Raw genomic sequence first — 24,325 nt, forward strand, 5'->3', positions numbered from 1 at the left:
AGCACGTCATGCTGAGCTTGCCAAAGCATCTCTACTGCACAAGTAATTCATTTACTATTGCGGTAGACATGCTTTGGCAAGCTCAGCATGACGTGCTAGGCGCGCCCGACATCAAATAATGAACACCCAGATTCCCACCATGAAACTCAGCTTACAAGATTCCGACAAAGCCGCCCTGCTCGACCAGTTGGGTGAAGCCAATATCAAGTTCCAGCACACTTACCCCGGCGACCGGCCCGACCGCCAGCCCGTGCACACTGTGTACGGCGGGGCCAACCTCTTCAAGGCCGATACCTGCGTGCGGATGGGCGAAATCGCCCTGAATAACCTGCTCACCTACGCGCCCAACTTCGTGGAGCTGGCCCGCGCGCTGCAGTTTAAAAACCACGAGTACTTGCCGCATTTGGAAGCCGACGTGGCGGCCTTAACGGCGAAGCTGGATGCCATGAGCCCGGAGGACCGCAAGCAGGAGCCCGCTTGGCTGGCTTATTCGGTCTACAACAAAATCGTGGCGAAGCTGAAGCGCGAGGCCGTGGAAGACTTCCGCGTCGACTTTGAAGATGGTTTCGGCAACCGGCCCGATGCCGAGGAGGACGAAACCGCCGTGCGCGCCGCCAAGGAAGTGGCCAAGGGCATGCAGCAGGGCACGCTCTCGCCATTTATCGGCATCCGCATCAAGCCCTTCACCGAAGACCTCAAGCAGCGCGGCGTGCGCACGCTCGACATCTTCCTGACCACGCTGCTGACCGAAACCGGCGGCAAGCTGCCCGACAACTTTGTGGTGATGCTGCCCAAAGTCACCATCCCGGAGCAGATGACGACGATGGTACGCCTGTTTGAACTGCTGGAGAAGGCCAACGGTCTGGCCCCCGGCACCCTCAAAATGGAAACGATGGTGGAGGCCACCCAGATTATCATGGACGAAGAAGGGCGCAACCCGCTCATGCGCATCATCCGGGCCAGCGAGGGGCGCTGCATCGCGGCCCACTTTGGCACCTACGACTACACGGCCAGCTGCGGCATCACGGCCAAGTACCAGACCATGGGCCACCCCGTGAACGACTTCGCCCACCACATGACCAAGGTGGCGCTGGGCGGCACCGGCATCTTCCTCTCCGACGGTGCGACCAACGTGATGCCCATTGGCCCGCACCGCGGTGATAATCTGACCTTCGCCCAGCTGCGCGAAAACCGCGAGTCGGTGCACAACGCCTGGCGCCAGGCCTACCACCACAGCACGCACTCGCTCATCAACGGCTTCTACCAGGGCTGGGACCTGAACCCCGCGCAGCTGCCGATGCGCTACGCCGCCACCTACAACTTCTTCCTGAGCAGCTACGAAGACGCTGTTTTTCGCCTGAAAACCTTTGTAGAGCGCGCCGCCATTTCCACCCTCACCGGCGATATTTTCGACGACGCCGCCACCGGCCAGGGCCTGCTCAACTTCTTCCTCAAAGCCTTGAACTGCGGCGCCATTTCGGAAGAGGAGATTCTGGCGACTGGTTTGACGCTGGAAGAGGTGCAGACCCGCTCGTTCTACCGCATTCTGCAAGGCCGCCGCGCCAAGGCTACGGCGTAGCCGGCGACTGCCCGAAAACGAAAAAGGCTTCTCCCGGTGAGAAGCCTTTTTCGTTTTCGGGCAGTCGCCTGGCCGTACCGGGCCTTTTCGGCTCAAGGGCCTTAGTACTGGGTTTGGGTGCTGCTGTACACTTTCTGCTTCCCGGCCATGCTCTCCGTGTATAGCTTATAGTACCCAGCAGCTTTTTCGGGACCATACGCTTTTTTCGGCAGGCTTTCCACGTCGTAGTCAGCTCCTTTCTGCACGGGGTCCATAATAAATAGGTAGGAGTAGGTGCCATCGGCCTCAGCCTTGGTCGGGTTGAGCACCCGTGTATGGCGGAAGGCCTGCTGGTCGGCCCCACTCACCTTGGCCGCGCCCGGCCAGAAAATCTCATTAATAAACCGCTCGTACTGGGTTCGCTTGTCGGCTTTCACCGGGGTCACGATTACCCACACCGCCTGCCCGGTGCTGGCCATGGCGCGAGGAGCCGTTTTTTGGGTGCTGGCGGTGGTTCCCAGTACGCTTAGGGCTGCTATAGCGAGTGCAGCCATGGCACCACCCAGGGTCTTTGGATTAGAAGTGTGCATAAAGAAAGTGGTTGGAATGGAGGTAAGCCGCTTGTTGAGCCCGGCTGAGCTACTAAAGCGAACAAACATGGTTAATCCAACTAATAATAGAAAGTTTTTTATATATTCGCCGGCTCACCTACACACTAAGAAGGTAAGGCTGTATGAAGGCGTTGTATACTCTCGGGCTGGCACTTCTCCTGACTGGGCGCACATGGGCGCAATCAGCTCACCCGGACGTGATTCTGACCGGCGGCAAAATTTTCACAGCCGACCCGGCCCGGCCCTATGTTCAGGCCCTGGCCGTGCGCGGCGAGCGCATTGTGGCCGTTGGCAGCACCGCCGACATCGCCAAACTGGCCGGCCCGCGCACCCGCCGCATCGACTTGCGTGGCCGCACCGTGGTGCCGGGCATCAACGACGCGCACACGCACCTGCCGCCCGGCCATCCGCTGGGGCTTTTTTTCGATTTCCCCAAGGCGGAGATGATAGCCGGCCCCAGCCCGGCGCAGCTGCTGGATACCCTGGCGGCGCTGGCCCGCCGGCTGCCGGCCGGCACCTGGCTGGAAGGCGAAGTAGGCCTGGCGGTGCTGCAAAGCCCGCTGGTGCGCCGGGCCCAGCTCGACCGCGTGGCGCCCAACCACCCGGTGCTGCTGCGCACGCCCTGGGGCCACGGCAGCGTGGTAAACTCGGCAGCACTGCGGAAGCTGCGCATTGCCGACGGCGACCCGGACCCGCTGGGCGGCTCGTTCGAGCGCCAGCCCGGTTCCCGGCAGCTCACGGGCTTCCTGTCGGAATACGGCGACTGGGGCCCACGCCGCGACTTCAATAACCTGGTGCCCGATGCCACCTGGGTGCAGCAATTGCAGCAGTACGGGGCTGAGTCGGTGCGCTTTGGCATCACCAGCGTACAGGACATGGCCAGCGACCTACCACCCGCCCAAACCCTGCGGGTGGTGCGCGCGGCCCGGCTGCCCATCCGGCTGCGCGTTATCCCGTTTCCGATGACGACAGCGCGGGGCATCAACCACCGCGAGTGGCGCGGGGTGGAGAAAAATCCCGCCCCGCTGGCCCGGGTCGATGGCCTGAAATACATTCTGGACGCCACCCCGCTGGAGGGCGGCGCGCTGATGCGCCGCGCCTATCCGGGCCGGCCGGGCTGGTACGGCCACCTGAATTTTTCGGTCGATACCGTGCGGCAAATGCTGCGCGATGCCCTCACGAGCCCGCAGCAGCTGATGCTGCATATCTCTGGCGACAGCACGGCCAGCCTGGTTCTGCACCTCATGCACGAACTGGCCGACGACGCCACCTGGCGGCGCAAGCGTGTTCGTTTCGAACACGGCGACGGCGTAGCCGCCGACCTGCAGCCCCGCGCCAAAGCCCTGGGCGTGGTCATCGTGCAAAACCCTTCGCATTTCATCAATGCCGCGGTAGATAAGCAGCACGGCGCACCGGCTGGTTTGCACGGGTGCTTCCGTTCCTTGCTGGAAAGTGGCGTTCCCTTCGCGCTTGGTTCCGATGGCCCGTCCAACCCGTACCTGAACATCCTCTTCGCCACCACGCTGGCCGACCCCAAAGAAGCCCTGACCCGCGAACAGGCCGTGCGCGCCTACACCGCCGGCGCCGCCTACGCCGAGTTTCAGGAGCAGCACAAAGGCACCCTGGCCCCCGGCAAGCTGGCCGATTTGGCGGTGCTCTCGCAGGACATTTTCACGGTGCCGCTGCCCGCCCTGCCCGCCACCGTGAGCGAGCTGACAATGGTGGGCGGCAGGGTGGTGTATGAGGCACAGCCCACTGGCAAGCCCCATGAAGGCTTTTAGAAAGAGAATACACAAGGCGGCGCGTAAAAAAAAGCCGGTTCTTTGGAACCGGCTTTTTCGCTTAAAAACTTACTGTGGGCTAGTTACACCTGGGCTGCGCCGCCGTCTACGAACAACTCGGCGCCCGTCACGAAGCTGCTATCGTCGGAGGCCAGAAACACGAGGGCTTTGCCCACTTCATCGGGCGTGCCCAGGCGGCCCAGCGGCACAGTGCTGGCCAGGTAAGTCTTGATTTGTTCGGCCTGCACGTCATCGGCCGCCAGGCCGCTGAGGCCGGGCGTGTCGATGGGGCCGGGGCTGATGGCGTTGACGCGAATTTTGCGGTCCTTCAGGTCGGCCGTCCAGGTGCGGGCGAAGGAGCGCACGGCGGCTTTGGAGGCGCTGTACACACTGAAGTTGGCGCCGCCCTGCGAGCCGGCGGTGGAGGCCATCAGGATAATCGAGGCGCCTTCGCGGAGCAGGGGCAGCGCCTTTTGCACCGTGAAGAGGGTGGCCTTCACGTTCAGGTCGAAGGTGTTGTCGAAGTGGGCTTCGGTGATGCCGCCCAGCGGAGCAAACTCGCCGCCGCCTGCGTTGGTGAACAACACGTCGAGCTGGCCTTTTTCGGCCTGAATGGTAGCGAAAAGCTGGTCGAGGTCGGCCGGGCTGGTCACGTCGCTGCGAATGCCGCGGGCGTTGGCCCCGAGCTGCTGCACGGCGGCATCCAGTTCGGCCTGGCGCCGGCCGGTGATAAAGACGAAGGCGCCTTCGGCAACGAAGCGCCGGGCCGCGCCCAGGCCGATGCCCGTGGTGCCGCCGGTGATGAGGGCCACTTTACCGGCTAATTTCAGATGGTTGCTCATGGCAATGAGATAAGGAACAGGGATGAATTTGGTGGAACAGCGGGGCGTGTTTCGCCCGCTTTGGCAGCGAAGCGGTACCCGTTTGGCTGGCTTCAGTTGCTGTTACAAAGGTCCTTTTCTGCTCACCCTCACTCCATTGACATTTGTCAAAAAAGCGTGCTGATAAATGTCAACGATTGTCGAATAAAATATTGATTAACAGAATATTGTATGTGTAACACGTGGCTTGGCGGCTACACAATGTGCCGGCGAATGCGGCTCAGGGTTTCGGTGGTCATGCCCAGGTAGGAGGCCACCATGTGCTGCGGAAGGCGCAGAGCAAAGGCTGGGTACTGTTGGAGAAAGGCGCGGTATTTTTCCTCGGCCGAGTAGCTGATGGCCGCCTGAATACGGTTTTGGGCGGCCAGGAAACTGCGGTGGAGAATGTCATTAACCAACTCGTTTAGCGCGGGAATTTCCTGGCGCAATTGCTTAAACTGCTCGTCCCTGATGAGCACAACGGTTGAGTCCTCCACGGCCTCAATGTTATAGCTCGATGGTTGGCCGGAAGTCAGGCTCTGGCGGTCGCCCGTCCACCAGTTTTCGACCGCGAAGTTGAGGATGTGCTCCGCGCCTTTGGCATCGATGGTATAGGTGCGCAAGCAGCCACTGGTTACGAAGGCATTGTAGACCCATACCTCACCCTCCTGCAGCAAAAACTGACGCTTACGCAATTTCCGGACAACGCTGGCTGCTTCGATTTGCTGCAACTCGTTCGCCGTAAAAGCGGCCTTGCTCAGCAGGTACTTCTCAAACAAGTCAAACATCTGTGCGGAGGCTAAAGGGCTATTCCGCGCAAAGAAAAGGCTTTCTGAGAGTGCTGGCGCGAACCAGCCGCCCTGGCCCTGCCCAACTGCCACCTAAACTGGGTAGTCGAGCCCGGCGAATTCGAAGTGCTGGTGGGCAGCTCCTCGACGGATATTCGGGCGAAGCAGACGTTCGTGAGCAAGGCGGAGTAGCTCAAAGCTGCCCAACGCCTTCCCCAAAGCTCTGAGCTGCGGCAGAAACTGAAAGAGGCTGAAGCTACGGGAGCTTCAGCCTCTTTCAGTTTGCGAAGGGTTAATCCGCGGTTTCTAATTCTGCTGTCTGAAGCAGGTTTCTATTTAAGAACATTTTTGCACCTGTGCGCTCTATCTGGTCGGCGATGAGTTCGGCTTCGTCAGTGGGCAATACTTTCAACATTGGTTCACCTTGGATGGCGCGCCAAAACTTATGCTTATCTGCGTCAACCTGTTCGTCCGGTTCATCGGCCAGCAGATACAGGACATTTGACTGCGGCTTATGCGGCCTGTAATGCTCTGATAAACTCTTTATTGCAAAACGACATTCGCTGAAGTGCTGCTGTAGTGTATCAATTCCCAACTGGTCAATTGGTAAGCTATGAGCTCCAATAAGTGAACCATTCATGCCTACACAATCCAAGTTCAAATTGAAAAACAAGTCAGGCAATAGCTTTGGCGTTAGCTTGACATTCGTATGAACAGTTGACTTAACACGTTGGATTAACGTTCGAACGGCACCCTTTACCAGCGGTTTTACTCGGTTGGGTTTCAGCGGCTCGTTAGCGTCAACTAGGTTCGCATACAGCTGGTTGAATACTGTGGTAACATCATCATCTGGAAACAGGGCCACGTTCATCAGGCTGTCAACCCTAACCATTCCATTGGAATAACGAGCCAAATATTCCCAGTCGGCGCGATTCATTAGGCGTGATGATTCAGGCAAACTTCCTGTCAATAACGCTTGACGCCTTACCGTGGTATCTGCTTCTACACGAGCTTCAATTTGACGTACCGCGTAGCGGATGGTCGTTTCTGCCTGTTTGGCAAGCAATACTGCCAAGCGTAGCTTGAGAGTAGAGACTTGCATTTCATGACGTGTCCCATCAAAGAGTACCAAACCTACCACCACGGCTTCGCCAGATGCCGGATTGGGCACAACGCGCAACAAGGTGTAAAAAGGGGTGGTATTCATTATTGAGGCAAAGAAGCAAAGAATTCGTCCCAAAGCGACGAAATCCGTTTACGGCAAAACAGGAAATAGAATAAATGAGTTTGCTCCGATTCGCTTAATTGGTAGGGCTCCGGCAGCAAGCTACAGATGAACGCAAACTGCTGACGACAGTTCGCAATGCGAAGGTAATAGCCATCCTTCAACTCACTTTCCCACCAAAGCGGCCGCTGCTCCTGCCACCGGTTTAACGTGGCCCGCGTTGCAGCTGCTTGTGACAGGTTTGCATTGTAACTGAAGTAGGTTTCGTTATGGTCAAGCTGTTCAAACGGTTGGGAGGTGAACGTGAATGCGTGGTCAATGGCCCAGCATTTAAACTTGCCTCTTCCGGAAGTGGTATCGGGCGCTACGACCAGATTATGATGGCTAGCCCTTCTGTCGTCATTCGATACCCAAGCATCGAATAGCGCAATCCATAGCAAGTCATCTGAGTTTGTAAGCGAGGCCAACTCTGCGGGAGAACCTTGCTGAATGAAGTCGCTACTATCAATCGCGCCTTGAATCAACTGTGAGCCGAAGGCAGGACGTTGCAGGTAGCGTATTGTCGATTGAGCGGCTGCTGGAAAGGTTGGGAAGATTTCTGGCGGCACCGTCAATAGCGCTGTTTCAGGAGTAGGAATATTCCACAGCTTGAGTAAGTAGTGGCAAATCCATTCGCACTTCAACTCATAAAGTTGATGTCTGGCATACTTGAGGTAATAGATTTCCCCATTCTCGGCCAGTACCAGCAGTGGCCGATGTGCTGTCTCAATGATGTCCCGTACCGTCCGAACTCTATACGTGTCCGGTGGCTTCAGCATTTGATGTCGCGCAATGAGTTATAGAACATAAAAGCGCGTGAGGTCAGAATGATAGATTCGTGGGAATTGAAGGGCCGCGAAGTTACATAAAGCCAGTCAACTGCAAGCTGTTCGTTGCATTTGAAAGGATTCATCACGTAGAAGCCCCAAATCCCACCCTAATCCCGCGCCACCGCAGCCGCCTCACTCACCCCCACAAACTCCGGGTACAAGCTCACCAGCACCTTTTCCGGCGTCATCGGCGCGGAGAAGGGGAGGGCCGTGTGGCCCTGGAAGGCCCGCACCGCGTCGCGCAGGGCGAAGTAGGTGCCGATGCCGTACATGAGCGGCGGCTCGCCCACGGCCTTGGAGCGCAGGATGGCCTTGGGGTGGCCCGGGGTGTCGAGGAAATGCACGTCGAGCACCCGGGGGGCGGCGTAGATGTCGGGGATTTTGTAGCTGTTGAGCGAGTTGCTGAGTAGGCGGCCCTCGGCGTTGTAGGCCACTTCTTCCATGGTCATCCAGCCGATGCCCTGCACCGCGCCGCCCTCAATCTGGCCCCGGTCGATGACTTCGTTGAAGCTCTGGCCGAAATCGTGGGCAATGCGCAGGGCGTCCACGGTGTAGGTGCCGCGCAGGCAGTCCACCGTCACGCTGGTGAGGGCCGTGCCGTACACGTGGTAGGCGAAGGGGTGGCCCTGGTTCACGGTGGGGTCGAAATGCAGGTCGGGGGTGGCGTAGTGGGCGTTTTCGGTGAGGGCCACGCGCTTCCAGAAGGCCGACGACACCAGCTTCTCCCAGTTGGTATCGGCGGGCACGCCGGCGGCCAGCACCTGCTCGTCGTGGATTTCGAGGCCCTCGTAGTTGAGCGTGTACTCGGTGCTGGCGTGCTCGAGCAGGCGCTTGCGCAGGGCGGCGCAGGCCATTTCGGTGGCCTTGCCGTTGAGGTCGGCGGTGGCGCTGGCGGCGCTGGGCGAGGTGTTGGCCACGCGGGTGGTGTTGGTGGTTTCGATTTTGATGCGCGAAATCGAAATACCCAGCGTGCGGGCCGCCACCTGCGCGATTTTCGTGTTCACGCCCTGGCCCATTTCCACCGCGCCCGTGCTGATGCCCACCGAGCCGTCGGAGTAGATGTGCACCAGCGCCCGCGTCTGGTTCATGGGCGTTTTGGTGAATGAGATGCCGAAGCAGATGGGCATCACCGCGAAGCCCTTTTTCTTTAGCTTATTGGTCTGGTTGAACTTCTCCACCTCGGCCCGCATGCCGGCCAAATCGAACTCGCGGGCGGCCGTGTCCCAGGCCTGCTCGGCGTGGCACATTTCGGCCGCCTGCCGGTACGAGAACAGGTCGCCCTCGCGCAGCAGGTTGCGCCGCTGCAGCTCGTGGGTGGGCAGGCCCAACTCCTCGGCCGCCTTGGCCAGGGCCGACTCAATCACGAACATGCCCTGCGGCCCGCCGAAGCCCCGGAAGGCCGTATTCGGCGGCAGATTGGTGCGGCACGAAAAGGCCGTGGCCGTCACGTTGGGCACGAAATAGGCGTTGGTGGCGTGGAAAAGCGTGCGCTCCATCACGGCCGGCGAGAGGTCGGCCGCCGCGCCCGCGTTCTGGTAGAACGTGACTTCGTAGGCCACGATTTTCAGGTCGGCATCGAAGCCGATTTTGAAATCGGACGAGTAGGGGTGGCGCTTGCCGGTCATGCGCATGTCGGCCATGCGGTCGAGCACCAGCTTCACCGGCTTCTTAGTGATGAAGGCGCCCAACGCGGCCAGCGCGCCCCAGGGCGTGGCCTGGTCTTCCTTGCCCCCAAAACCGCCGCCGAGGCGCGTCACGTCCACTTCTACCTGGTGCATGCCCACGCCCAGCACGTGGGCCGTGTGGCGCTGCACGGCCGTGGGCCCCTGCGTGGACGAAATCATGCGCACGCCGCCCATTTCCGTCGGGAAAGCGTAGGCGCCCTGCGTTTCGATGTACAAATGCTCCTGCCCGCCGTTCTCGGCCACGCCCTCAAACACATGCATGCAAGCCGCCCAGGCCGCTTCCGAATCACCGATTTTGAAGGTGCGCGGCGGCACGATGAACTCGCCCTGCGCCGCCGCCACCCGCGGGTCGGTGATGATGGGCAGCGGGTCGATTTCGACCTTGATGAGCTTGAGCGCGGCGTGGGCCTGCGCCTCGGTGCGGGCCAGCACCAGCGCCACCGGCTGCCCCCGGAAATGCACGTGCCCTTCGGCCAGCAGCGGCTCATCGGCCACGATGCCGCCAATCTGATTTTCGCCGGGAATGTCGGCCGCCGTGAGCACGCGCGCCACGCCGGGCGCCGCCAGCGCGGCGCCGAAATCGAGGCTGCGGAGTACGCCGTGGGCCAGCGGGCTTTCAAACACGGCCGCGTAGAGCGTGCCCTGCTGGGTGGGCACATCGTCGAGGTACTGCGATTCGCCGCGCACGTGGCGCTGAGGGTCAAGGTGATTCATGGGGGTTGTTGTTCTAACGTGCGCCTCACCCCCTGACCCCCTCTCCGAAAAAGAGAGGGGGCACCGGCTATGCGCGGACGAAAATCGTCAGGCTCCCCTCTCCTTTTCGGAGAGGGGCCGGGGGTGAGGCGCTCCGCGGAGGGCGCTCGTGTAAGTTCTTATATCAATTCATCCACCGCCAGCTCCGGCGCGAACTCTAGGAAGTGCGCCCACAGCAGCTGCCGCAGCAATAGCCGCTTGTAGTCGCTGGTGCCGCGCACGTCTGAAATCGGGCTGATTTCGGACTGCATTACCTCGTTGGCGGCCGTCACGGTTTCGGGGGTCAGCTCGCGGCCCTGCAGGAAGGCGCTGGTGCGGGCCAGGTACAGCGGTACCGGCCCCACGCCGCCGGCCGAAACGCGGGCTGCTTGGATGACGCCGTTTTCGACGCGCAGCCAGGCAGCGGAATTTACGCTGGCAATGTCGAGGTGGGTGCGCTTGGACACCTTTTCGAAGTGGAAGAAGTCGCTGGCCAGCGGGGCGGGAAAGCTGATTTCGATGACCTGTTCATCGGCTGCTTTCGCCAGCTTTTTGTAGCCGAGGTAGAGGTCGGGCAGGGCCAGTTCGCGGGAGGCTCCGGCGGCATCGAGCAGCGTGATGGACGCGCCCAAAGCCAGGAATAGGATGGTGAGGTCGCCGATGGGCGAGCCGTTGATGAAGTTGCCGGCCACCGTGCCCATGTTGCGGATGGGCGTACTCGATACCAGTTTCAGGTACTGCGGCAGGTTGGGGAACAGGCCGCGCATCAGGTCCGATTCGAGCAGTTGGCTGGCCGTGGTGGCGGCGCCCAGCACCACGCGGCCAGTGGTTTCGTGGCGGATGCCGCGCCGGCCGGGCTGGTCGAAAATAAGGCGCACACCCGGCTGCTCGCGCAGCTCTTCGAGGCGTTGTACCATAAGGTCGGTGCCGCCTCCCACGAGGGGATGGGTAAATGGGGGAGTGGCCGAATGGCCGTGGTCGTTCTGGTTCTGGGCGTGGCCGTTGGATGAGGTCGAAACGCTGCCGCCGTTGGCGTGGGGCGTAGCTGCAGCGGCTATTGTTACTGCAGCGGCTCCCGTTGTCGTGGCCTCGGTGAGTTTCAGCTTGGCGAGTCTGGCTGGAATTTCGGCAAAATAGCCGGGCACAAACTGCTTCTCGCTAAGCCAGGCCAAGGCGTTTTCACTCGGGCGCTGTTCCAATTCGGCAGTAAGCCTGGCGGCGGCGCGCTCCAGTGACTTGTAACCCGTGCAGCGGCAAATGTTGCCGTCGATGGCCGCGATGGTGCTTTTTTCGGTGGCGGGCTGGGTGCTGAGGCTGTGGCCCGTCAGCGACATCACGAAGCCCACCGTGCAGAAGCCGCACTGCGAGCCCCCTTCGTCCACAATAGCTTTTTGCACCGGCGTGAGTTGGCTGCCGGCCGCGTTGATGCCTTCCACCGTCACGATGTGCTTGCCGTGGGCATTGCCCAGCGGCGTGAGGCAGCTGGTCATGCTCTGGTAGTTCACGGTCTGGCCGTCGGCGTTCAGTTCGCCTACCAGCACGGTGCAGGCCCCGCAGTCGCCCTCGCGGCAGCCGATTTTCGTGCCCTTTAGCTGCTCATGGTAGCGCACGAAGTCGAGCAAAGCGCTGGCTGGGGCCTCGCTGGTGCGGATGGGCTGGTCGTTGAGGTAAAATTCAATCATAAATTGGAATCCAATAGGAACGTCATGCTGAGCGGAGGTGAAGCCTCTCTACCGCGCAACTAACTCGGAATTTAGTGAATTACTGCTGCAGTAGAGAGGCTTCGCCTTCGCTCAGCATAACTACCTTTTCAGTTGACTAATACTCCGTCTTGCCTTCCAGTTCCGTCCACGCCTGAAAACCGGCCAAGGCCTCGTCGCGCAGCAGTTGCGTCATGGGCAATTTACGGTTTTCCATGGGCTGGTCCAGCTCTTCGTAGATGAACTGGTCGTCGAAGCCGATGGCGGCGGCATCGGCTTTGGTATTGCCGTAGAACACCCGGCGCGGGCGGGCCCAGTAGATGGCCCCGAGGCACATGGGGCAGGGTTCGCAGCTGGTGTAGAGGTCGCAGCCGTCGAGCTGGAAGGTGCCGAGTTCCTTGCACGCTTTGCGGATGGCGTCGACTTCGGCGTGGCAGGTGGGGTCGTGGGTGGTGGTGACCTGGTTGAAGCCGCGGGCAATGATTTTACCGTCTTTCACCACCACAGCGCCAAAGGGGCCGCCGTGCCCGGCCTGCATTTTTTCGATGGACAGGCGAATGGCTTCGCGCATGAATTCGGGGTTGGGAGCTTCCATAGGGTGGGAAAGTGGAGGCGGAGAGAGTGCCTAAAGTTTTGAAAAACGGGCAACAAAGAAAGCCATAGAATGCCACATTCGCAGTGCAGCGCAGGGAGGCCGTATCGGGTTGATTGGCCAGTACAACCCCCGCTGTGGCACATGAACCAAGCAAATGAGGCGGCACCACGCCCGAAAAGTCGTGGTGCCGCCCCCTGCATGTTGCGCATTAAGCCCCTGTGCTTACTTGGAAAAATTGGGAATGCGCACCTGAAAGGCTATCGAGGGCACAAACGTCATGCCGCTGAGTGAGGTGCTGGCCCCGTTCAGCAGGGCGTATTCGCCGTAGTTCTGATAGAAGATGGAGATGGCCGGAATCACGTAGAAATAGCGATACCCCAGCTTGAGATTGAGGAAGCCCCCGAAGGAAGAAAAGTTGCGGCTCTGGTTGGGAAGCTCCGGAATCTTGTTGGAATTGATGTATACATTGCCCGGCGCAAAGCCGTAGTTCACCCAGCTGTGGGCATATACTACGCCGTAGCTAACCGCCCCAATTTCTTCTTCGGGTCCGAATGACTGGCTGAAAATGAGCGGGATAAGTAAGTCGTTGCGGGTGGCTTTGAAATTCAGCACCGAGTTGATGTCGCTCAGGAAAGGCAGGCTGGGCAGCTTGGCGCGCTGGGTGGCAAACTGCAGGCCGACGCTGCCGTAGGTGACGCCGCTCACGGCCCCACGCTCGGGGTTTTCGGGCGAGCCGGTGGGACCCATGAACTGGTACTGCGCATCGAAAACGTGCGAGCCGAAAGCGTATTTGTACCCTGCATCGAGGTGCGGCACAATGCCGTAACGAATGCTTAGGTCGGCGGTGGGCTGCACGGGGTCCAGGATGTAGGCCAGCGCGGCCGCCTGCAGGTTGGTGATAGAGCCGCCGTAGCCCACGGTGTCCTTAGTGGCCGCCGTAGTGGCCGCCGATTTCAGGGCCGAGCCGGCTTTGCTCAATGGCGCGGTGGCAATGTTAAACCCTTGGTTGTACGCCACCCGGAACTCGCCCTGGGGCGTGACTTTGCCCGTGGCCACAATGGCGCGCGGGGCCGTGCAGGAGCTGGCTAAGAGCAACGCCGAAGCAGCCAATAAGCTGGCCAGCGGCCGACGGATATTCTGGTAAAAAAACATATTCGTGAAGTGAGCGAGAGGCCTTTTTAGCGGCTTAAACGAAAACCGGGCCGAAAATGACGGAACCGCTGTTGGCCGGTGAGCGTCTGGTACGTGCCCGCCACCGCTAAGCGGGCGGGCTATTGCCGGTTTGCTATGTAACTTTTGGGCTGCAAGCCGGTCCAAGCCGGCACCCTGCAACGCAGCCACCTCACCGGTTCTTGTTGCCGGGTGCTGCCCAAACGGATACCACCGGCTTTTCCTTATCTGCGATGCCGCTTTTGCTACTCTTGCTGCTGCGCTTTTTCGGCCACGCGCCGGCCCCCGCACCGCGGGCTACGGTGTACGTGTTTCTGGCTGAAACCTGCCCCATCAGCCAGGCGGCCACGCTGCCGCTGCGCGAGCTATACGCCCGTTATGGAGCGCATGGCGTGCGGTTTGTGGGCGTGTTTCCGGCGCGTGAAACGACACCCACCGGCCTCGCGGCCTTCGCCAAAACCTACCAACTGGCTTTCCCGCTGCAAACCGACGCGGACCACAAGCTTACCAAGCAGCTGCACGCCCGCGTAACCCCCGAAGCGGTGGTGCTCGGGCCCAACGGCCGCACCGTGCTCTACCAGGGCCGCCTCAACGATGCCTACGCTGGCCTGGGCCAGCACCGCGCCGTAACCTCGCACCACGAGCTGGCCGATGCGCTGGCCGCTGTGGCTGCTGGCCAACCAATTATGGTGCCTCGCACAGAACCAATTGGCTGTTTTATAGAGTAAATTTGAATTATCTAACTTGTTGTATTTGACAAGGTAAACGGAACGTCATGCAGCGCGCAGCGAAGCATCTTTACCTCGGAAGTACATCTGATTAGTCACACAGTAAAGATGCTTCGCTGCGCGCTGCATGACGTTCTGAATTGTTCTAAACTACCTTACTGAACCCTCCTCTCGACTAACCGAACACCATGATGAAACGCTACCTCTCTTTATTCCTGCTGGCGCTGAGTATCGGCGGCATTCGGCCCGTGGGCGCGCAAGCCTCGCCGTACACGTTCAGCCAGGACATTGCGCCGCTGGTGTACCAGCACTGCACCAGCTGCCACCGCACCGGCGAGGTAGCGCCGTTTCCGCTCACTAGCTATGCGGAAGTGGTGAGCCACGCGCAAACCATTAAGTACGTGACGGGTACGCGCTACATGCCGCCGTGGAAGCCCGACCCCAACTACCGCCACTACCTCGACGAAAACACCCTGACCGATACCGAAATTGCCAAAATCCGCACCTGGGTGGATGGGGGCATGCCGCAGGGCAACCCCGCCCTCACGCCGCCGGTGCCCACGTACCCCAGCGGCTCGCAGCTGGGCACGCCCGATTTGGTGATTCCGATGGCCCACGCCTTCACTCACCAGGGCAATGGCCAGGACTTGTACCGCATTTTCGTGCTGCCCGTGAACCTGCCCACCGACCGCGACATTGCAGCCATTGAGTTCCGGGCCGGCAATAAAACCATTGTGCACCACTGCATTATCGGGATGGATACCACCCAGCAGGCCCAGGCCCTCGATGCCGCCGACCCCGGCTATGGCTACACCCAGTTCGGTGGTTTCGGCTTCAACCCCGTCGAGAATATTTTTGCGGCCTGGGTGCCCGGCATGCAGTCGCGCTTTTACCCTTCGGGCATGGGCAAGCGGCTCTACCGCCACTCCTCGCTGCTGCTCCAGATTCACTACGGCCCCAACTACGTGACGCAGAACGATTCGTCGGTGGTCAATATCTTTTTTGCCCGCCAACCTGTCACGCGCTACGTGCAAACGCTGGCGGCCATCTCGCCCACAGTGCTGACGAACGGGCCGTTTGTGCTTCCGGCCAACCAAATGAAGACCTTTCACGCTCAGCTCACGGTACCGTTCGACCTGACGGTGCTGAGCACGGCGCCGCACGCGCACTTCCTCAGCAAAAGCTGGAAAGTGTGGGCCGTGAAGCCTAATGGGGACACAATTCGGTTCGTGAAAATCAACAACTGGGATTTCCGCTGGCAGGGCAACTACCGCTACACCAACCTGGTGCGGCTACCGGCCGGCTCGCGCCTGATGGCCGACGCCACCTACGACAACACGGCCCAGAACCCGCGCAACCCCTTCAGCCCGCCCCAAACCGTGACCTGGGGCGAGAGCACCACCGCCGAAATGCTGCTCACCTACTTTGAGCTATTGCCCTACCGCACCGGCGACGAAAACATTGTGCTGAGTACCGCGCCGGGCCTGGCCACCACGCCAGGCACCGTGCAAATGGCCGTGTATCCCAACCCCACCAGCAGCGCCACCACGGTCAGCTTTCAGCTGGAGCGCCCCGGTCCCGTTACGGTGTCGCTGCTCGATAACACGGGCCGCCTGGTGCGGACCGTGACGCGTGAAAAGGCTTACCCGGCGGGCCCGCAACAGCTGCCGCTGCCGCTTTCGGGCCTGGCGGCGGGCATCTACGTCGTGCGCCTGGAGTCGGACGAAGGCACGCGCACCGAGAAGCTGGCTGTCACGCAATAAATTATGGATTGACGCGGAACACAAAAGCCCTGACTGCTTCCAGTCAGGGCTTTTTGTTGCTTGGTAGCGGGTCCAGGCACTGCCGGGGCCGGCAGAATTTTGGTTATTTGCCAATCAATTGACTGAATGCTCTGTCCATAATCAGCGGCAGCAGGGTTAATTCAGCCAAAAACAGTGCTATGAACATACTGTACGGAGTACCCGGCGAGGGTTTGGGCCATGCCACCCGCAGCAAAGTTGTCATCGGTCATTTGCTGGCCCAGGGACACCAGGTATGCGTGGTGAGCAGCAGCCGGGCCTACAAGATGCTGGCCGCCGCGTTTCCGGGCCGGGTGCACGAAATTCGGGGCTTTCACCTGGCTTATAAGGGTTTGGCCGTGAGCAAGGCGCGCACCGTGGCCCTCACATTGCGCACGGCCTCGGAAGATTTGCGCATCAACTTTGCCAAGTACCGCGAGCTGCTGGGTGATTTTGAGCCGGAAGTAGTGATTTCGGATTTTGAATCGTTCAGCTACCTGTTTGCCAAAATGCACCGGCTGCCCATTGTCAGCATCGACAACATGCAGATTATCAGTCGGGCCAAGCTGAACATGGCCGTGCCGAAAGCCGAGCGCGGCAACTACAACCTGGCCAAAAGCATTGTGCGGGCCAAGCTGCCGCACAGCCGGCACTATTTTGTCACTACCTTCTTCGACCTGCCGCTGGCCAAGGAGCGCACTACGCTGGTGCCGCCCATCATCCGGCCCGAGATTCTGGCAGCCGTGTCCACCAAAGGCAGTCATATTCTGGTGTATCAGTCGGCCACCACGCAGCAGAACCTGGTGCCGCTGCTCCAACAGCTGCCCGACCAGGAATTCCGAGTGTACGGCTTCAACAAAGAGGAAGACCACGGCAACGTGCAGCTCCGCGCCTTTTCCGAAGCCGGGTTCATTGCCGACCTCGCCGGCAGCCGGGCTATTGTGACTAACGGCGGCTTCTCGCTGATTTCGGAAGCCGTTTTCCTGCACAAGCCCATTTGCGCTATTCCCATTCCGGCGCAGTTTGAGCAGTGGCTAAACGCTGCCGAGGTGGAGAAAATGGGCTACGGCCGACATTTCGAAACCATCACGGCCGACAACCTGCGGGCGTTTATTTACGGATTGGCCAGTTTTGAAAACGCGCTGACCAGCTACCGGCAGAGTGGCAACGAAGTCCTGTTTGCCCAGCTCGACCGCGTGCTCAAGGACATTGGCGGCGAGTATTTGCCGTCGGAAGCCGCGCCGCAGGCCGACTCGTGGGGCGGCGAGTGATGCCCGCGTGCGCCGGAGCCCGGTCCGGCCCCAATTCCTTTTGGGCCGTAAGCGCAAGCTGAAGCCTGCGCTATTTTCAACTACTATGCTCATTCGTACCCTTCGCTGCTGGCCGCTGCTGTTGCTGGTGGCCGCCTGTGCCCGCACCCCACGCCCCAGCGCCGACCTGGCCAACAAGTACCACGACGCCACTATTCGCCAAATCGGCACGGCTCAGGACGAGCGCAACACCGCTGCGCTGCTGCCCTTTCTCACCAATGCCAACCCCACTTATCGGCGCGAAGCCGCTTTAGCTTTCGCCTCGGTGCAAGCCCAAGCGGCCGTGCCCGGCCTGATTCCGTTGCTGCGCGATGCCGACCCCAGCGTGCGCCGCGCCGCTGCCTATGCCCTGGGCCAAACCGGCGACAGCACCGCCGTGGACAGCCTGCGGGTGCGCGTGCTGAAGGAAAACGATGGCCAAGTGCGCCGCTACGTGCACGAGGCACTGGGCCGGACCGTCACGCGCACCAGCCTGCCCGAGCTCTGGCGCGTAGAAACGCTGAACGATACGGCCCGCGCCACCGCTTTGGCCTGGGGCCTGGGCCGCGCCGCCTTACGCGGCCTTGGCTCCGCTGAAAGCATCCGGCGCACGGTGGGGCTGCTAAACCTGCCCAGGCTCTCGACGGGCGGGCGGTTGGCAGCGGCCGTGGGGCTGGCACGCACCCGCGGGCTCGATGCTGATTTGGCGCGTCTGGCCGAAACTACCCTGTTGCGGGTGGCACAGAAAGACCGGAATTACGCCGTGCGCGCCGCCGCCGCCAGCACCTTGGGCAAGCTGGCGGGCGTGGCCGAAAATGCCACAGCCGCCAGCGGTAGCGCCGTTACGCCATCGCCTTCCCCAGCCGGCCCGGCCGCCGTACTGGTGCGGCTGGCCACCAAAGACCCCGACTACCGGGTGCGGCTGAGTGCCATTCGGGCGCTGCCTTTCGGGACCAGCAATTATGCAGCTAGCCGCAAAGCGGTATTTTTCGCGCTGAGCCACGACCGGGCCCCGGTGGCCCTCACGGCGGCCGAATGGCTCCTGGCTCACGCAAAAGGAGAGTCGGGCGCTTCTCTGGCGGCCCTAGCCGATGGTAATAAGCAGGCTTCGGTGCGGGTGCGGGCGGCTTTGCTGCGGGCAGCCGTGCGCCACGCCACACCCGCCGCCCGCCCCAGCCTCGTCGAAACCATTGAGAAGCGCTACCCGACGGTTTCCACGGTGTATGAAAAAGGGTTTTTGCTGGAAGCGCTGAGCGAAGCGCCCGCCGCGTTTGACTTCGTGCGCAGTGAGGCGTTTGCGGCGGGGCAGTCGCCGGTGGTGGCGGGCTACGCGCTGGCGTCCCTGCTCACCATGCGCCGCAATGCTGATTTCCCAGCCGCCCGCGCCGCTGATTTTGCGGCGGCTATGCGCCAGGGCTTGGCTGGTGGCGACGTGGCCCAGCTCGGTACCGCCGCCGAAGCCCTGGCCGACCCCAAGCTCTACCCCGAAGCGCAGGAAGCCGACCTCACGGCCCTGCTTCAAGCGCAGGGCAAGCTGCAGCTGCCCCGCGAAATCGAAGCCTGGCAGGGCATTCAGCAGGCGCTGGACAAGCTGACGAAGGCCCCGAAGCCCACGCCTACGCCGCTGGCCACGGCCGCGCAGCACCCCATCGACTGGGCCGTGGTGCAAAGCGTACCGGTAGGCCAGCAAGTGCGGCTGCGCACCAGCAAGGGCATCATTCTGCTGGAGCTTAAGCCCAACGAAGCGCCCGGCGCGGTGGCTAGCTTCGTCACGCTCATCGGCCAGAAGTTTTACGACAACCTGTATTTCCACCGCGTGGTGCCCAACTTCGTAGCCCAGGGCGGCGACCCGCGCGGCGACGGCAACGGCAGCGCCCCCTACAACCTGCGCTCCGAATTTGGCGACTTGCGCTACCAGGAAGGCAGCGTGGGGTTGGCCTCGGCCGGCAAGGATACCGAAAGCTGCCAATTCTTCATCACCCACACGCCCACGCCGCACCTGGATGGCCGCTACCCTATTTTTGCCGAGGTGGTGGGCGGCATGGATGTGGTGCACAAGCTTGATATTGGCGACCAGATTCTAGGTGTGGAATTGGTGCCGGTGCAGTAGCCAATTGGGGCAAGCCCGATTGCTCTCTATTTTTACAGGCGCTGCCTGGCACTGGCTTGCCGGGAGCAACTTACCAGCTGCCGCAGCACCATGATTGAAGTTGACCTCATTACCAAACACGGAAAAAAGGCCTTGGGCATGGAAGAAAGCCACTCCGCAGCAAAAGGCTGGCGGCATCGGCTGCCGGAGATTCTATTAGAAATTGGCATCATTGTGTTCGCCGTCACGCTGTCCATTCAGTTGCACGCCTGGCACGAGCACTCGGTGGAGCGCGCCGAGGAACGCAAGTTTCTCACCGGCCTGCGTACCGACTTGCGGGGCGACCTGACCGAATTGCGGCTCGATTCGCTGGCGTATGCGCAGCTGTTGGACGGGTTTCGCTACTTCCGCACCCTCACGCCGCAAACCCTCAGCGTCGATACCGTGCACCGGTACCAGTGGACGCTGTACAATTCCACGAACCTGCTGCCCAACACTTCCCGGTTCGAAGGACTAAAATCGGCCGGCAAGCTGGGCGTGATTGAAGACGACGAACTGCTGAACGACATCCTCGACAATTACCAGGAACTGGTTCCCGGCCTGGTGCGCATGACGCTGGGCTTCACGGCCTACAAAGAGCAAAACATTCAGCGCTACCTCGACGAGCACCTCCAGGCATCGGGCAATAATTTCATGGCCGTGATGCAGTCCGACCCCATGCGCAACTACCTGAATAAGGAAGTGGGCGTGCACGAGATTATTCACAAGTACCACCTGGTGATGGCGCAAAACCGCAAAATCATCAGAAAAATCAATTCGCAGTTGGCGTCCGAGTAAGGTCCGCCGGTTGCCGCCACCGTCCTTGTCCCCTTCCCGTTATCTATGAACCAAGTCGCCACCTACGCCCAGCAGCTTCAAACCCTCGCGCTCCTCTACCTGCCCCGCGTGCTGATGGCCACGGTGGCCTTGGTAGTGGGCTGGTGGCTTATTGGCTGGGCCAGCCGGCTGATTGCGGCGGCCACCACGCGGCTCGATGTGTCGCTGGCCTCGTTCCTGACCAGCTTGGTCAACATCGTACTCAAAGTGCTGCTGCTGATTACGGTAGCCGGCATGGTGGGCTTCGAAACCACTTCGTTTGTGGCCATTTTGGGGGCGGCTGGGTTGGCGGTGGGCTTGGCCTTGCAGGGCACGCTGGCCAACTTTGCGGGCGGGGTGCTCATCCTCATTTTCAAGCCCTACGTGGTGGGCGACACGATTGAGTCGCAAGGCAAATCGGGCGAAGTCAAGGAAATCCAGATTTTCAACACCATCCTCGTCACGCCGCAGGGCGACACCATCATCCTGCCCAACGGCGCCACTTCAAACAACGTCATCGTGAACAAAACGGCCCAGAACAAAGCTCTCGTCGAGATTCTGGCCGAAGTCGACAACAACACCAACCTCGATACGCTACGGGGGTGGGCCGTCCCGCTCATGCAGGCCGATGCGCAGGTGCTGCCCAGCCCGGAGCCGCAGGTGGCGGTGACCGGCCTCAAGCCGGGCGGCATGTCGGTGGCGTTTCGGGCCTACACGGCCGCCGGCCAGAACGCCGGCGCGCAGGCCCGCCTCATCGAGCAGCTCCAGCGGGGCCTGGCCCAGCAGGGCGTGGGTGCTCCCGTACCGGTGTCGCACAGCTACGTGCGCACCTTGCCCGGCTAAAAAGCACAACGGCTGATGACAGCTGGGCGCAGGATGTAAACAAGTAAGCCTAAAAAAGCCAGAAAAAGACGAGAAAGCACTACCTTTTGGCCAGTTCCGGGGCAACACCGTGCAGCCCGATGTTGCTGATACGTAACGGACCAGAAACCATTGTTGTCGGGTCGGTTCGAAACCTTCGCCTGCTGGGCTGGTTAAATCCCCCGCTGCTTTTTGCTATCTATTTTCTGTTATTGTGCTTCCCGATTCTTTTGCAGCCGAGCTGGCCCATGCCCACGCCTCTGTGCCCGATGCCTTGCCCGGTGCCGCCTTCTGCGCCCTGGCCGATAGCCTGCTGGCCTTGTTGTTTCCACAGCGGGCCGAGCGGCCCCTGCCCACCGCCGATGCCGTAGCGGCCGACTTGTACCATTTCCGCTCCGAGCTGGCCGTGCTGTTGGCCAAAGTGCCGCACCTGCCTGCGCCCGCGCCCGAACTGGCCGACGAGTTTACTTCTCAGTTGCCGGCTTTGCGAGCGGCCCTGCTGCGCGATGCCAGCGCCATTTTGGCCAGCGACCCCGCCGCTCAGGGCCTGGGCGAAATCATCAGCTCGTACCCCGGCTTTTACGCCACGGCTCTGTACCGGCTGGCCCATGCGCTGCACCAGCGCGGGCTGCCGCGCCTGCCGCGCCTGCTCAGCGAATACGCCCACCAGCGCACCGGCATCGACATCCACCCCGGCGCACACATCGGTCCGGCCTTCTGCATCGACCACGGCACGGGCCTCGTCATTGGCGAAACGGCCATCATCGGGGCCAATGTGCAGATATACCAAGGCGTAACGCTGGGTGCCCTCAGCGTCACCAAAGGCCTGCAAGGCACCAAGCGCCACCCCACCATCGAAGACTACGTGGTGATTTACGCCGGGGCCACCATCCTGGGCGGCAGCACCGTCATTGGCACGCGCAGCGTCATCGGTGGCAACGTGTGGCTGACGGAAAGCGTGCCCTCGCACTCGCGCGTGTACCACCGCGCCCACATCCAGATTTCCCGCTCCGTGGACCCCGCTGCCGAACTGGTTTTTTCCATCTAGCGGTGAGGTGGTGAAATAGTGAGGTGGTGAATCATGTCTTTCCAGTCTATTAGACGTAGAAGCACATCCCTTACCATCTTGCCTTTTCATCGACTCACCATTTCTCAACTCACCATTTCACCATATGAAAGCCACTTCCATTCTTGACACCATTGGCAACACGCCCCTGGTACGCCTCAACCGCCTGTTTGCCGCCGTGCGCCCCGATGTGGAGGTGTGGGTAAAGCTGGAGCGTGCCAACCCCGGCGGCTCCATCAAAGACCGGATTGCGCTGAGCATGATTGAGCAGGCCGAAAAAGACGGGCTCATCACCAAAGACAGCCTGATTGTGGAGCCCACCTCCGGCAATACCGGCGTCGGGCTGGCCCTGGTAGCGGCAGTGAAAGGCTACAAGCTCACCCTCGTCATGCCCGAAAGCATGAGCATAGAGCGCCGCCGCCTCATGGCCGCCTACGGCGCCAACCTGGAACTCACGCCCCGCGAAAAGGGCATGAAGGGCGCCATCGAAAAAGCCCAGGAGCTGGTGCGCACCACGCCCGGTGCCTGGATGCCCATGCAATTCTCCAACCCCGCCAACCCGCAAATCCACGCCCAAACCACGGCCCAGGAAATCCTGCGCGATGCGCCCGAAGGCTTCGATTTCCACATTACCGGCGTGGGCACCGGCGGCCACATCACGGCCGTTACCGAAACACTAAAACCGCATTTCCCAGGCATGAAAACTTTTGCGGTAGAGCCCGAGGCGTCGCCCGTCATCAGCGGTGGCGCGCCGGGGCCGCACCCCATCCAAGGCATTGGCGCCGGCTTCATCCCAGACAACCTGCACGTTAACATCCTCGACGGCGTTATCCAGGTGTCGCAGCAGGAAGCTTATGAGATGACGCGCCGCGCCGCCCGCGAGGAAGGGCTGTTCGTGGGCGTGTCGTCGGGCGCCTCATTGGCCGCCATCGCCAAAAAGCTGCCCGACGTGCCCCAGGGCGGCCGCATCCTTACCTTCTGCTACGATACCGGCGAGCGGTACCTGTCGGTAGAAGGATTGTTTGTTTAGCCACTCGCGTCGACGCAATCGACTTCGCTCGAACGCCGTGTAGAACCGGTCGAAGCATCTCTCCCGCGCAAGTAATGCACATTACTTGCGCGGGAGAGATGCTTCGACTCTGCTCAGCATACCGGTGATAAGCAAAAAGCCCGGCCAGGAAACTGGTCGGGCTTTTTGCTTCATGCACTTCTTCTGTGGAGAATATCGGAGTCGAACCGATGACCTCTTGCATGCCATGCAAGCGCTCTAGCCAGCTGAGCTAATCCCCCAGATTTGTGGGTTACCACCGTGCCTACTGCGCTTTGGTTCGACAAAAGTACGGTGAGATTTCAATAGCGCAAGTGCGCAGGCAAAGATTTTAGCTAAGCGGCGTAAAGTCAGGCCGAAAGATTTCCATGCGGGCTGCAAAAAAGCCTTCATGCCTAAAAAACAACAGCCAGCTTCGAGGCGAAGCTGGCTGTTGCACCGGTAACCAAGGCGCAGCTAGTAGATGGCTACCCCGAGGTCGGTTTGTTTGCGGAACGGCGGCGCTGGCGTGGCCGGCGTAGTGCTGGTGGCAGCCTTGGGCCGAGCGAAATCGAGCCCACTGTAGGTCGTGGTGGCCCGCACCGTGGTTGTGCTGTTCACATACAGCGCCGTGGTGATGCGCTGAGCACCGGCCCGACGGCCCGGCAGGTTGTCGCTGCTAAATACGAGGCGTACGACTGGCGCTGGCTGGCCATCTGCTACCACAATGGCGGGCACCGTTACGGTTTGCGTCGTCGTGGTGGGTGTTACCGTGGCTACGGCACCAGTGGCCACATAGGGGTAAAGCACGCTCCCGTCGCTCTGAGTGGCGGGGGTTACCACATACACTTCCAGCTTGGGATTCACCAATACTGTGTCGGTGCTGAGGGGAGAGGTTGCGGCTAAGCTGTAGTTCACAGTCACCGTCTGGCTCTTCGTGGGGCGCGCGGGGGCCGGGTCGGTGTTGATTTCCGAGCATGAAGCCAAAGCCATGCCCGCAAACAACAATAAAAAGCTATTTTTCATGGAATAAGAAATTAGGTTCCGGAATGAAC

The 24,325-nt window shown here is 60.9% G+C and carries 20 protein-coding genes and 1 tRNA gene; 10 read left to right on the plus strand and 11 right to left on the minus strand.

Annotated features, from left to right (window positions below; translation table 11 throughout):
* The first annotated feature begins 118 nt into the window (after positions 1 to 118).
* On the plus strand, positions 119 to 1,579 hold the full coding sequence (locus tag JKL48_RS05170) for a DUF6986 family protein (protein ID WP_236668623.1): 1,461 nt from the start codon (positions 119 to 121) through the stop codon (positions 1,577 to 1,579).
* A gap of 101 nt (positions 1,580 to 1,680) precedes the next feature.
* Here JKL48_RS05170 and JKL48_RS05175 read toward each other — a convergent pair whose 3' ends face one another.
* Positions 1,681 to 2,112: a hypothetical protein gene (locus tag JKL48_RS05175; RefSeq protein ID WP_201979448.1), complete on the minus strand. Its 432-nt coding sequence runs from the start codon at positions 2,110 to 2,112 to the stop codon at positions 1,681 to 1,683.
* Positions 2,113 to 2,366: 254 nt separating this feature from the next.
* Here JKL48_RS05175 and JKL48_RS05180 point away from each other — a divergent pair, with 254 nt between their 5' ends.
* A complete protein-coding gene (locus tag JKL48_RS05180; RefSeq protein ID WP_201979450.1) occupies positions 2,367 to 3,950 on the plus strand; it encodes an amidohydrolase in 1,584 nt (527 codons plus the stop codon).
* Between the two features lie 83 nt (positions 3,951 to 4,033).
* Here the strand turns inward: JKL48_RS05180 and JKL48_RS05185 are convergent, their stop codons facing one another.
* From JKL48_RS05185 to JKL48_RS05220, 8 genes are all read right to left on the minus strand, one after another.
* Positions 4,034 to 4,792: an SDR family NAD(P)-dependent oxidoreductase gene (locus JKL48_RS05185; protein ID WP_201979452.1), complete on the minus strand. Its 759-nt coding sequence runs from the start codon at positions 4,790 to 4,792 to the stop codon at positions 4,034 to 4,036.
* Positions 4,793 to 5,025: 233 nt separating this feature from the next.
* Positions 5,026 to 5,598, minus strand: coding sequence for a Crp/Fnr family transcriptional regulator (locus JKL48_RS05190; RefSeq protein WP_201979454.1), 573 nt, complete (start codon positions 5,596 to 5,598; stop codon positions 5,026 to 5,028).
* 292 nt (positions 5,599 to 5,890) lie between these two features.
* Positions 5,891 to 6,805 (minus strand): DUF3037 domain-containing protein, encoded by a 915-nt coding sequence (locus JKL48_RS05195; protein WP_201979456.1) that lies wholly within the window; start codon positions 6,803 to 6,805, stop codon positions 5,891 to 5,893.
* Positions 6,805 to 7,641 carry a HipA family kinase gene (locus tag JKL48_RS05200; protein ID WP_201979458.1) on the minus strand — a complete coding sequence of 279 codons (837 nt, stop codon included), beginning with the start codon at positions 7,639 to 7,641 and terminating at the stop codon, positions 6,805 to 6,807. Before JKL48_RS05200 ends, JKL48_RS05195 begins: the two co-directional genes overlap by 1 nt.
* A 158-nt stretch (positions 7,642 to 7,799) precedes the next feature.
* On the minus strand, positions 7,800 to 10,091 hold the full coding sequence (locus JKL48_RS05205; RefSeq protein ID WP_201979463.1) for a xanthine dehydrogenase molybdopterin binding subunit: 2,292 nt from the start codon (positions 10,089 to 10,091) through the stop codon (positions 7,800 to 7,802).
* Between the two features lie 158 nt (positions 10,092 to 10,249).
* A complete protein-coding gene (locus JKL48_RS05210) occupies positions 10,250 to 11,791 on the minus strand; it encodes an FAD binding domain-containing protein (protein WP_201979465.1) in 1,542 nt (513 codons plus the stop codon).
* Positions 11,792 to 11,927: 136 nt separating this feature from the next.
* The gene (locus JKL48_RS05215; RefSeq protein WP_201979467.1) at positions 11,928 to 12,404 is read right to left on the minus strand and encodes a nucleoside deaminase; all 477 of its coding nucleotides are present in this window, start codon (positions 12,402 to 12,404) and stop codon (positions 11,928 to 11,930) included.
* A 222-nt stretch (positions 12,405 to 12,626) separates the two neighbouring features.
* Complete coding sequence (locus tag JKL48_RS05220; RefSeq protein ID WP_201979470.1) at positions 12,627 to 13,556, minus strand: hypothetical protein; 930 nt, start codon at positions 13,554 to 13,556, stop codon at positions 12,627 to 12,629.
* 251 nt (positions 13,557 to 13,807) lie between these two features.
* Between JKL48_RS05220 and JKL48_RS05225 the strand changes: the two genes are divergently transcribed.
* From JKL48_RS05225 to cysK, 8 genes are all read left to right on the plus strand, one after another.
* Entirely contained in the window at positions 13,808 to 14,302 is a 495-nt protein-coding gene (locus JKL48_RS05225; protein ID WP_201979473.1) for a redoxin domain-containing protein, read from the plus strand.
* Positions 14,303 to 14,490: 188 nt separating this feature from the next.
* Complete coding sequence (locus JKL48_RS05230) at positions 14,491 to 16,065, plus strand: T9SS type A sorting domain-containing protein (RefSeq protein WP_201979478.1); 1,575 nt, start codon at positions 14,491 to 14,493, stop codon at positions 16,063 to 16,065.
* Between the two features lie 179 nt (positions 16,066 to 16,244).
* Entirely contained in the window at positions 16,245 to 17,354 is a 1,110-nt protein-coding gene (locus tag JKL48_RS05235) for a glycosyltransferase family protein (RefSeq protein WP_201979480.1), read from the plus strand.
* A gap of 85 nt (positions 17,355 to 17,439) precedes the next feature.
* Positions 17,440 to 19,482 (plus strand): peptidylprolyl isomerase, encoded by a 2,043-nt coding sequence (locus JKL48_RS05240; RefSeq protein WP_201979481.1) that lies wholly within the window; start codon positions 17,440 to 17,442, stop codon positions 19,480 to 19,482.
* A 90-nt stretch (positions 19,483 to 19,572) separates the two neighbouring features.
* Positions 19,573 to 20,298 carry a hypothetical protein gene (locus JKL48_RS05245; RefSeq protein ID WP_201979482.1) on the plus strand — a complete coding sequence of 242 codons (726 nt, stop codon included), beginning with the start codon at positions 19,573 to 19,575 and terminating at the stop codon, positions 20,296 to 20,298.
* A gap of 45 nt (positions 20,299 to 20,343) precedes the next feature.
* Positions 20,344 to 21,159, plus strand: a complete 816-nt coding sequence (locus JKL48_RS05250; RefSeq protein ID WP_201979488.1) for a mechanosensitive ion channel family protein — start codon at positions 20,344 to 20,346, stop codon at positions 21,157 to 21,159.
* Positions 21,160 to 21,391: 232 nt separating this feature from the next.
* Positions 21,392 to 22,225 (plus strand): serine O-acetyltransferase, encoded by an 834-nt coding sequence (locus tag JKL48_RS05255; RefSeq protein WP_317191896.1) that lies wholly within the window; start codon positions 21,392 to 21,394, stop codon positions 22,223 to 22,225.
* Between the two features lie 124 nt (positions 22,226 to 22,349).
* The gene (gene cysK / locus JKL48_RS05260) at positions 22,350 to 23,273 is read left to right on the plus strand and encodes a cysteine synthase A (protein WP_201979491.1); all 924 of its coding nucleotides are present in this window, start codon (positions 22,350 to 22,352) and stop codon (positions 23,271 to 23,273) included.
* 186 nt (positions 23,274 to 23,459) lie between these two features.
* Here cysK and JKL48_RS05265 read toward each other — a convergent pair.
* Positions 23,460 to 23,533: transfer RNA gene (locus tag JKL48_RS05265), tRNA-Ala, on the minus strand.
* Between the two features lie 214 nt (positions 23,534 to 23,747).
* Positions 23,748 to 24,296 (minus strand): hypothetical protein, encoded by a 549-nt coding sequence (locus JKL48_RS05270; RefSeq protein WP_201979494.1) that lies wholly within the window; start codon positions 24,294 to 24,296, stop codon positions 23,748 to 23,750.
* Between the last annotated feature and the right edge of the window lie 29 nt (positions 24,297 to 24,325).

Source organism: Hymenobacter rubidus, from assembly GCF_016734815.1.
Taxonomy (GTDB): Bacteria; Bacteroidota; Bacteroidia; order Cytophagales; family Hymenobacteraceae; genus Hymenobacter; species Hymenobacter rubidus.